At 71.8% G+C, this 9,636-nt stretch carries 10 protein-coding genes; 5 read left to right on the forward strand and 5 right to left on the reverse strand.

Translation table 11 applies throughout. The annotated features are described in order from the left end of the window. The 5 genes from ACQKIP_RS30450 to ACQKIP_RS30470 all read left to right on the forward strand — a co-directional run. Window positions 1–948, forward strand: a 948-nt coding sequence (locus tag ACQKIP_RS30450; RefSeq protein WP_427744725.1) for a rhamnulokinase, incomplete at its 5' end; no start/stop codon positions are given. An 83-nt stretch (window positions 949–1,031) separates the two neighbouring features. Further along, window positions 1,032–1,793 carry a (Fe-S)-binding protein gene (locus tag ACQKIP_RS30455; protein WP_365865353.1) on the forward strand — a complete coding sequence of 254 codons (762 nt, stop codon included), beginning with the start codon at window positions 1,032–1,034 and terminating at the stop codon, window positions 1,791–1,793. Window positions 1,794–1,819: 26 nt separating this feature from the next. Further along, complete coding sequence (locus ACQKIP_RS30460) at window positions 1,820–3,286, forward strand: LutB/LldF family L-lactate oxidation iron-sulfur protein (protein ID WP_365865355.1); 1,467 nt, start codon at window positions 1,820–1,822, stop codon at window positions 3,284–3,286. After that, on the forward strand, window positions 3,283–3,924 hold the full coding sequence (locus ACQKIP_RS30465) for a LutC/YkgG family protein (protein WP_365865265.1): 642 nt from the start codon (window positions 3,283–3,285) through the stop codon (window positions 3,922–3,924). Before ACQKIP_RS30460 ends, ACQKIP_RS30465 begins: the two co-directional genes overlap by 4 nt. Before the next feature lie 22 nt (window positions 3,925–3,946). Next, window positions 3,947–5,110 (forward strand): ABC transporter ATP-binding protein, encoded by a 1,164-nt coding sequence (locus ACQKIP_RS30470; protein WP_365865266.1) that lies wholly within the window; start codon window positions 3,947–3,949, stop codon window positions 5,108–5,110. Between the two features lie 63 nt (window positions 5,111–5,173). On the opposite strand, the gene ACQKIP_RS30475 is transcribed toward ACQKIP_RS30470, so the two are convergent. The 5 genes from ACQKIP_RS30475 to ACQKIP_RS30495 form a co-directional block, all read right to left on the reverse strand. After that, window positions 5,174–6,121, reverse strand: coding sequence for an ABC transporter substrate-binding protein (locus ACQKIP_RS30475; protein ID WP_365865268.1), 948 nt, complete (start codon window positions 6,119–6,121; stop codon window positions 5,174–5,176). Beyond that, window positions 6,118–6,798 (reverse strand): ABC transporter permease, encoded by a 681-nt coding sequence (locus ACQKIP_RS30480; RefSeq protein WP_365865270.1) that lies wholly within the window; start codon window positions 6,796–6,798, stop codon window positions 6,118–6,120. Before ACQKIP_RS30480 ends, ACQKIP_RS30475 begins: the two co-directional genes overlap by 4 nt. Continuing rightward, on the reverse strand, window positions 6,795–7,475 hold the full coding sequence (locus tag ACQKIP_RS30485) for an ABC transporter permease (RefSeq protein WP_365865272.1): 681 nt from the start codon (window positions 7,473–7,475) through the stop codon (window positions 6,795–6,797). The genes ACQKIP_RS30480 and ACQKIP_RS30485 overlap by 4 nt, the downstream gene beginning before the upstream one ends. A gap of 141 nt (window positions 7,476–7,616) precedes the next feature. Next, the gene (locus ACQKIP_RS30490; protein ID WP_427744729.1) at window positions 7,617–8,573 is read right to left on the reverse strand and encodes an RNA polymerase sigma factor SigF; all 957 of its coding nucleotides are present in this window, start codon (window positions 8,571–8,573) and stop codon (window positions 7,617–7,619) included. 48 nt (window positions 8,574–8,621) lie between these two features. Next, on the reverse strand, window positions 8,622–9,434 hold the full coding sequence (locus ACQKIP_RS30495) for a VOC family protein (protein WP_365865276.1): 813 nt from the start codon (window positions 9,432–9,434) through the stop codon (window positions 8,622–8,624). Window positions 9,435–9,636 lie beyond the last annotated feature (202 nt).

Below are 9,636 nucleotides of genomic sequence, written 5' to 3' on the forward strand. Positions count from 1 at the left end.
GACTGGTCCAGGGAAGTGGCCTCGCGCCTCGGCATCGACCTCGGCCTGTTCCCTCCCCTGCGCCGGCCGGGCGACCCCGCGGGTCTCCTGCTCCCGCAGATCCTGGACGACACCGGCCTGCCCTCCCCCACCCCCGTGACGACGGTCGCCTCGCACGACACGGCGTCAGCGGTCGCCGCGGTCCCGGCCACGACGGAGAACTTCGCCTACATCTGCACCGGCACCTGGTCCCTTGCGGGCCTGGAGCTGACCGCTCCCGTCCGCACGGAAGCAAGCCGCGAGGCCAACTTCACCAACGAACTGGGCATCGACGGCACGGTCCGCTACCTCCGCAACATCATGGGCCTGTGGCTGCTCCAGGAGTGCCTGCGCACCTGGGCCGCCGACTCTGGTGGCACTACCGGCACCGGCGCCCCCGGTCTGGAGGCGCTGCTCCGCGAGGCGGCCGCCGTCCCCGCCCTGCGCTCGCTGGTCGACGCCGCCGACCCCGCCTTCCTGGCCCCCGGCGACATGCCGCAGCGGATAGCCCGGGCCTGCGCTGCCACGGGCCAGCCCGTGCCCGGCACGCCCGCCGAGACGACGCGCTGCATCCTCGACTCGCTGGCCCTGGCCCACCGCCGGGCCATCGAGGACGCCCGGCGCCTGGCGGACCGGTCCGTGGACGTGGTGCACATCGTCGGCGGCGGCGCCCGCAACGCGCTGCTGTGCCAACTGACCGCGGACGCCTGCGGGCTGCCGGTCGTCGCGGGACCCGCCGAAGCGGCCGCCCTGGGCAACGTACTCGTACAGGCGAGGGCGCACGGTCTCTTGCAGGACCGTCATGGGATGCGCGCGCTGCTGGCCCGCACACAGCAGCTGGCCCGCTATGAGCCGACCGGCGATCCGGCACGCCGGGCCGCGTGGGACGAGGCCGCGCGCCGCGTCCCCGCAGGGCACAACCCCGCATGACGCGTCCCGGCATCATGACTCCCGCAGAGCGTGCCTAGCGCATACGCTGCATCCATCCGATGATCGACGAGGAGGAACCCGCGATGCGTGTCGCCCTGTTCCTGACCTGTGTCAACGACACGCTCTATCCCGACACGGGCCGTGCGGTGGTGAAACTGCTGACCAGGCTGGGGGTTGAGGTCGACTTCCCGATGGCGCAGACCTGCTGCGGGCAGGCGCACTACAACACGGGTTACCGCCACCAGACGGAGCCGCTCGCCCGCCACTTCTCCGATGTATTCGGCTCGGACGAGTACGACGCGATCGTGACGCCGTCCGGCTCGTGCGGCGCGATGGTCCGCGAGCTGTATCCGCGCATGGGAGAGCGCGCCCGCTCCGAGGGCCGCGGCGACAGCCTCGCGACCACGCTGGCACCGGTGATCCCCAAGACGTACGAACTCACCGAATTCCTGGTGGACGTCCTCGGTGTGACCGACGTCGGGGCGTACTACCCGCACACGGTGACGTACCACCCGACCTGCCACGGACTGCGCAGTCTCGGCCTGGGCGACCGCCCCACACGGCTGCTCCGAGCGGTCAAGGGACTGGAACTGCGCGAGCTGCCGGGCGCGGCCGAGTGCTGCGGCTTCGGCGGCACCTTCGCGATGAAGAACTCCGATGTCTCATCGGCGATGGGCACGGACAAAGTGCGCAACGCCGAGTCCACGGGCGCCGACACCCTGTGCGCCGCGGACAACTCCTGCCTGATGCACATCGGGGGCACGATGACCCGCCTCAGGAGCGGCGTACGCCCGGTGCACATCGCGGAGATCCTGGCGAGCACGGAAGAGGAGACACTGTCTTGAGCGGCACGAGCGGCACGTTCGTCGGGATGCCGGCCTTCCCCGAGGCCGCGCACGCAGCGGTGCGCGACACCACCCTGCGCGCCAACCTGAAGCACGCCACGCACACCATCCGCGACAAACGGGCCCGTGCCGTCGCCGAACTGGACGACTGGGACCGGCTCCGCGAGGCGGGCAAGCAGATCAAGGACCGCACGCTGCGCGACCTGGAGCACTATCTGGTCCGCCTGGAGGAGTCGGTCACGGCGGCGGGCGGCACCGTGCACTGGGCCGCAGACGCCGACGAGGCGAACCGCATCGTGACCGCGCTGGTCAAGGAGACCGGCGAGAGCGAGGTGGTCAAGGTCAAGTCGATGGCCACGCAGGAGATCGGCCTCAACGAAGCCCTTGAGGCCGAGGGCATTCACGCCTACGAGACCGACCTGGCCGAGCTCATCGTGCAGCTCGGCAACGACCGCCCCTCGCACATCCTCGTCCCCGCCATCCACCGCAACCGCGGCGAGATCCGCGACATCTTCGAGAAGGAGATGGGCAGTTGGGGCCGCCCGGCCCCCGAGGGTCTCACCGACACCCCCGCCGAACTCGCCGAGGCCGCCCGGCTGCACCTGCGGGAGAAGTTCCTGCGCGCCAAGGTCGGCATCTCCGGGGCGAACTTCATGGTCGCCGAGACGGGCACCCTGGTGGTCGTCGAGTCGGAGGGCAACGGCCGTATGTGCCTGACGCTCCCCGAGACGCTCATCTCGGTCGTCGGCATCGAGAAGATCCTGCCCACCTGGCAGGACCTGGAGGTCTTCCTCCAGACGCTCCCGCGTTCCTCGACGGCGGAGCGGATGAACCCGTACACGTCGATGTGGACCGGCACCACGCAGGAGGACGGCCCGAGCACCTTCCACCTCGTGCTCCTGGACAACGGCCGCACCGACACCCTCGCCGACGAAGTGGGCCGCCAGGCGCTGCGCTGCATCCGCTGCTCGGCCTGCCTCAACGTCTGCCCGGTGTACGAACGCGCCGGCGGCCACGCCTACGGCTCGGTCTATCCCGGCCCCATCGGCGCGATCCTCAGCCCACAGCTCCGGGGAACCCAGAGCGAGATCGACGCCTCGCTCCCCTACGCCTCCTCCCTCTGCGGCGCCTGCTACGAGGTGTGCCCGGTGGCCATCGACATCCCCGAAGTCCTCGTCCACCTGAGGGAGCGCGTGGTCCAGGGCGGCGAGGTGACGCGGCACGGCACGAAGGTGACGCTGCGGCCCGCGAAGGGCCACGCCGCGGAGCGGGCGGCGATGCGCGCGGCGGGCTGGGCGTTCGGCCGGCCGGGGGCGCTGCGGGCCGGGCAGCGCCTCGCGTCGGGGACCCGGCGCCTGCATCCGCGGACGCTTCCGGGCCCCGGCCGGGCGTGGAGCGCGACGCGTGACCTGCCGAAGGTACCGGCGGAGCCGTTCCGCGACTGGTGGCGGCGTACGAACGGCGGCCAGAGCGAGAAGGGCGGCACGAAGTGAGCAGCAGGGAACTGATCCTGGGCCGCGTCCGGCGGGCGCTTGCCGACATCCCGGACGACAAGGACAGGGAGGCCGTCCCCCGCGACTACCTGCGCGAGCACGGCGACCGCAGCACGGAACAGACCGTCGACCTGCTCGCGGAGAACCTCGCCGACTATCGCGCGCTCGTGCACCGCTGCACGGACGACGAGCTGCCCGGACTGCTCGGGCGGCTGCTGGCGGCGCGCGACGCGCGGACCGTGCTGGTGCCGCCCGGCCTGCCGCCGCACTGGCTGAAGGCCGCCGATGCCACCCGCGTCGAGGACCGTGCCGCGAGCACCCCGCACGAACTCGACGAGGTCGACAGCGTCGTCACCGGCTGCGCGGTCGCCGTGGCCGAGACCGGCACGATCGTCCTGGACGGCGGCCCCGACCAGGGCCGCCGGCGCATCACGCTCGTCCCCGATCACCACATCTGTGTCGTACGGATCCCTGACCAGGTCGTCTCTTCCGTCCCGCAGGCACTCGAACGGCTCGATCCCCACCGTCCGCTGACCTGGATCTCGGGACCGTCCGCGACCAGCGACATCGAACTGGACCGGGTGGAGGGCGTGCACGGCCCGCGCACCCTGGAGGTGGTGCTGGTGAGCGGAGTCTGAGGGGCGCGGTTAGCGTGAAGGCATGATCCGGTTCGAGCAGGTCAGCAAGCGCTACCCGGACGGCACGATGGCCGTGGACGAGCTGTCCTTCGAGGTCGGCGAGGGGGAACTGGTCACGCTCGTGGGACCGTCCGGATGCGGCAAGACGACCACGATGATGATGGTGAACCGCCTCATCGAGCCGACCGCGGGCCGCATCTTCGTCAACGGCGAGAACATCGCGGACGTCGACCCGGTCCGTCTGCGCCGCCGTATCGGCTATGTCATCCAGCAGGTGGGGCTCTTCCCGCACCGGACGGTCCTCGACAACACGGCGACCGTCCCCGCCCTGGTCGGCTGGAAAAAGACGAAGGCACGGGCGCGGGCGGCCGAGCTGCTCGACCTGGTGGGCCTGGACCCCAAGATGTACGGCTCCCGCTACCCCGAGCAGCTGTCCGGCGGTCAGCGCCAGCGCGTCGGCGTGGCGCGCGCCCTGGCCGCCGATCCGCCCGTGCTCCTGATGGACGAGCCGTTCGGGGCGGTCGACCCGGTGGTGCGCGAACAGTTGCAGGACGAGTTCCTGCGGATGCAGGCGGCGGTCCGCAAGACGGTTCTCCTGGTCACGCACGACATCGAGGAGGCGGTCAGGCTCGGTGACCGGATCGCGGTGTACGGGCAGGGCCGCATCGAGCAGTTCGACACGCCGGGCGCCGTGCTCGGCACTCCGGCGACGCCGTACGTCGCCGAGTTCGTGGGCGCCGACCGGGGTCTCAAGCGCCTGTCGGTCACCGAGATCCTGCCGGACGACCTGGAGCAGCCGTCGGTGGTGCGCCTCGACGAGCCCGCCGCGCACGCGGCGGCCCGGCTGCGCGAGGAGGGAGCCCGCTGGGGCGTCGTCCTGGACGCGGAAGGCGATCTGCACGGCTGGGTGGGCATCGACGAGGTGAGTCTGGCCGGGGAGGGCGGCAAGGTGGGCGATCTGGCCCACCGCATGCGGGCCTGGGTGCCAGTGGGCGCCCCGCTCAAGCAGGCGTTCGGCGTGATGCTCCAGCACGACGCGGGCTGGGTCGCGGTCCTGGACGGGGCGCGTTTCCTGGGCGTGCTGACCCCGGCGAAGCTGCACGAGGCGCTGCGCCGCTCGGTGGACGCGGACGCGCAGGGCGTGGCGCGGGATCAGGTCGAGTTCGACTCCGTCGCCGACGCGTAGCCCCTTCCGGACGTGGGCTGACATGGGCTGACGTGTGCTGGAGCAGTCCCTGCCGGTCGCGGGTTACAGCAGCCCCTTGTCCTCCAGATAGGCGCGCGCGACGTCCTGCGGCAGCCGCCGCCAGCTGTCCACCTGTTCGTTCATGGAGGCCAGGTCCGCCGTCGTCAGTACGGAGTTGAGGCGGCCGAGTGCCTTCGCGACGCCCTCGCTGCCCGCGCGGGAGCGGTTGACGACCGGGACGATGTAGTCGGCGTTCTGGAGGTTCTTGTCGTCCTTCAGCAGGACCAGGCCGAAGTCGTCGAGCGTGGCGTCCGTCGACGTCGTCAGGACCATCTGGTCCTGCCCGCTCTGCACGGCCTTCTTGGCCTGGGTGGTGCCCACGCCCTTGGGGTCGACGGCGGTGACGTCGATGCCGTAGACCTTCTTCAGGCCGGGTTCGCAGTACGGGCGCTGCACGCATTCGTCGCCCGCGGCCAGGCGTACCTTCTGGCCGGACTTGCCGAGGTCGCTCAGGGTCTTCAGGCGGTGCTGTTCGGCGAAGGACGCGGTGACGGCGAAGGCGTTCTGGTCGACGGCCTTGCCCGGGTCCAGGACGGTGAGGCCGCGCGGCGCGGCCAGGCCGCGCAGGGCCTTCATCGTGGCGTCCAGGTCGGGCGAGCCGACCGGCTTCGCGTCCGCGCCGTTCTTCTTGGCGTTGAGCCAGTCCGCGAACGTCGCCGCGTACTCGGGGACGACGTCGATCTGACCGGACTCCAGGGCGGGTTCGTACAGCTCGCGGTTGGCCACGGAGAGGATCTCCGTCCCGTATCCGGCCTTCTTCAGGAGCAGGGAGTACATCTGGGCGAGCAGGTCGCTCTCGGTGAAGCCCGCGGAGCCGACGACCAGGTGATGGCTGTCGCCGGGCGGCGCGGTGACCTCGCCCTGCGTCTCCAGGGACGGCCCGGACGCGCATCCCGACAGGAGCACCGTCCCGGCGGCGAGCGTCGCGCCCCATGCCGTACGCCGCCTCATCCGGCCCGTCCTCTCCCCCGCGCCCGCCCCGGCGCGAGCCGTTCGCCGATTTCGAAGATCCCCTCGACGACCAGCGCGAACACGGCGACCAGGACGGCTCCGGCCACCACCTGCGGCGTGCTCGCGAGGTTGAACCCGGCGGTGATGATCCGGCCGAGGCCCCCGCCGCCGGCGAGCGCCGCGATCGTGGCGGTGGCCACGAGTTGCACGGCGGCGATCCGCACCCCGCTGAGGACCAGCGGCATCGCGAGCGGCAGTTCGACCCGCCACAGCATCTGCCGCCCCGTCATTCCCATGCCGCGCGCGGCCTGGACGACGCTGCGGTCGACGCCGCGCATCCCGACGTAGGCGTTGGTGAGCAGCGGCGGCACGGCGAACAGGACGAGCGCGACCACGGTGGGGCCCTCGCCCCACTGTCCGATGGGCGTCAGGAGCAGCAGGACCAGGACGGCGAAGGTCGGCACCGCCCGTCCGACGTTGGAGATGTTGACCGCCAGGGCTCCGCCCTTGCCCAGGTGGCCGAGGACGAGGGCGACCGGCAGCGCGATCAGACAGCTCAGGATCAGGCAGACCACGGTGAGGACGAGGTGCTGGGTCAGGCGGTGCCAGATACCGTCGTCGCCCGCCCAGTGCGCCGCGTCGGTGAGCCACTTCCAGGCATCGCTGATGGTGTTCATGAGCGGACCGCCCGCGTCCACGGGGTGAGGATCCGCTGGACGCCGAGAAGCAGCACGTCGGCCAGTACGGCGATGACGACGCAGAGCACGGACGCGGTCAGGACCTGCGCCTTGAAGTAGGTGTTCATGCCCGTGTAGATGAGGTTGCCGAGCCCGCCGAAGCCGACGATCGCGCCGACCGTGACGAGGGAGACCGCCGAGACGGTGGCGATGCGCAGGCCCGCCATCGCGGCGGGCAGCGCCAGCGGGAGTTCGACGGTCAGGAGCAGCCGGACCGGCCCGTAGCCCATGCCGCGGGCGGCCTGCCGGGTGTCCTCGGGGACGGCACGCAGACCGGCCAGGATGTTGCGGACGAGCAGCGTCAGCGAGTACAGGACGAGTCCGGCGACCACGAGGGACGCGGAGAGGCCGTAGAGGGGCAGCAGCAGCGAGAACATCGCGAGCGAGGGGATCGTGTAGAGGATGGTGGTCAGCGCCAGGACGGGACCGGCCGCAAGGGCCCAGCGCCGGGCGACGACGGCCAGCGGGACGGCGATGACGAGCGCGATGAGGACGGAGACGGCGGTCAGCTCCAGATGCTGGAGGACCGCGTCGAGGATGATCTGGCGGCGGGTGCTCAGATAGTCGCCGCAGATCCACTCGTTGCGCGCGAGGCAGTCGTCCGGGGGCGCGGTCACCTGTCCATTCCAGCGGGCAGAAGCGGGGGACGGCGCGTTCTGGTGGCCCGTACGGGCCAATCGCCCGGCCTGCCGGGCGGGGAGGGGGCGGCGGGACCCCGTCCGAGGGGCGCCTGAGCGCCCGTCCCGCCGCCGGCCCTCCTACTCCCCCGCCCCCAGGCCCGTACGGAGGCGGGTGAGGGTCCGCGACAGCAGCCGTGACACATGCATCTGCGAGATGCCGAGGTCGGCGCCGATCTCGGCCTGCGTCATCTCCTGGCCGAAGCGCATCTCGATGATGCGGCGCTCGCGCTCGTCGAGCTCCGCCAGGAGCGGGGCCAGGTCGTGCAGGTACTCGAAGACCTCGATGGCGGGGTCCGGGGCGCCCAGGGCATCGGCGAGCGAGCGGCCGCTGCGGTACGTGTCGTCCGGATCGCCGGGGCCGTGCGGGGCGTCCAGGGAGCCCGCCGCGTAGCCGTTGGCGGCGACGATCGCCTCCAGGACCTGCTCCTCGGCCACATCCAGGTCGGCCGCGAGTTCCTTGACCGTGGGTTCGCGCCCGAGCCCGCAGGACAGCCGCTCCTGCGCCCTGACCAGGTCGGTGCGCAGCTCCTGGAGTCTTCGCGGGACGTGTACGGCCCAGCTGGTGTCACGGAAGTGGCGCTTGATCTCCCCGAGGATGCAGGGGACGGCGAACGAGACGAACTTGTGCCCGCGGTCCACGTCGAACCGGTCGATCGCCTTGATGAGGCCGATGGTCCCGACCTGCACGAGGTCCTCCAGCTGGCCGTTGCCGCGATTGCGGAAGCGGCCCGCGACGTAGTGCACCAGGGAGAGGTTCATCTCGATCAGGGTGTCGCGTGTGTACGTGTGGTCGGGCGAGCCGCTCTCCAGCGTGCGGAGCCGTTCGAAGAAGAGCTTCGACAGCTCCCGCGCGTCCTGCGGCGCGACCTCGTTGGCCTCCTCGATCCACGGCAGTCCGACGGCCTCGCCCCGCGAGCGCTCGCCGGGCTGGGCCGGCACGGTCGGTGCGGCCGGTCCGGTCCGCACGGCCGGCAGCTCTGCCGGATCGGGCCTGTGGTCCGCGCTCTGCCCCGCGCTCGCCATTGAACTGAACATCGTCTGATCGTCCTCCTCGCTCCCTACCGGCACCCGGGTTCGCCCGGCTCACTCCGCCACGACCGTGAAGGGAACGCCCGCGCGATCCGCGAGAACGGCCTCCCGCCGGCCGCGGAGCCCCCGTGGTGGTGTGATGACGCGTCCGCCCGCGGCCAGCGCGGTGTCGGCCGCCGCGTCGGCGTCGGTCACGCGGAAGCTCGTGTGCCAGCGGCGCCGCCCCTCGAAGCCCGGCACGGCTTGGCCGCCGAGCGTGGCGACCGGACGCGATCCCGCACGCGCTCCCTCCCGCACCACGATCTGCCCCCGCGCGTACTCCACCTGGCAGCTGTCGGCGGACTCTCCCGCCCAGCCCAGCACGCCGCCGTAGAAGAGGGCCGCCGCGAAGACGTCCCCCGTGTGCAGCTCGATGCGCGCCACGGGGCCGTCGCCGACCCTCCAGCGGCGGTCGGGGGCCTGGTGGCGCAGACCGAACACCTCGTCGTGAGGGCCCGCCGCCACGGCGACGCGTCCGGCCTGCGTGGTCAGCGGCCCGACCGCCGCGGTGGCGCCGCGGTCGCGCAGGCGTCCCACCGCGGCGTCCAGGTCGTCGACGGCGAAGTGCGGCATCCATCCCGCGTGGCCGCCGGGGTCGCAGGAGGTCTCGCTGATGGCCCCCACCGGCGCGCCGGCCCGCAGGACCAGGGAACGTGTCCTGCCCGCCGGGCCGAGCAGCGGCACGCGGCACCAGCCGAGGACCTGTCCGTAGAACTCCTCGGCGGCCCGCGCGTCCCGTGCGGCATAGCTCAGCCAGCAGGGGGCACCCTGCGTCCTCCCCGAGGCGCGCGGCGCGGGAATTGTGGTCGTACCGATGTCCGTCGTCACGGCATGCTCTCCTCACCCGAGTTTCTGCGGTCCCGCAGGTGGTTCCGCAGACAAAGGCCCCTGATACGGGACCTTCCGCACTCGTGGGAGGGACCAAAGTCACCAGAACTTCGCATAAGGAAAAAATAAGAGCAGAATGGATGTGCGCGACATCCCGCCGCGCGGCCTGATCGGGCCTGCACGAACCAGAGGAGTCGAGTCT

The sequence above is a fragment of the Streptomyces sp. NPDC059900 genome (genome assembly GCF_050270335.1).
Classification (GTDB): Bacteria; Actinomycetota; Actinomycetes; order Streptomycetales; family Streptomycetaceae; genus Streptomyces.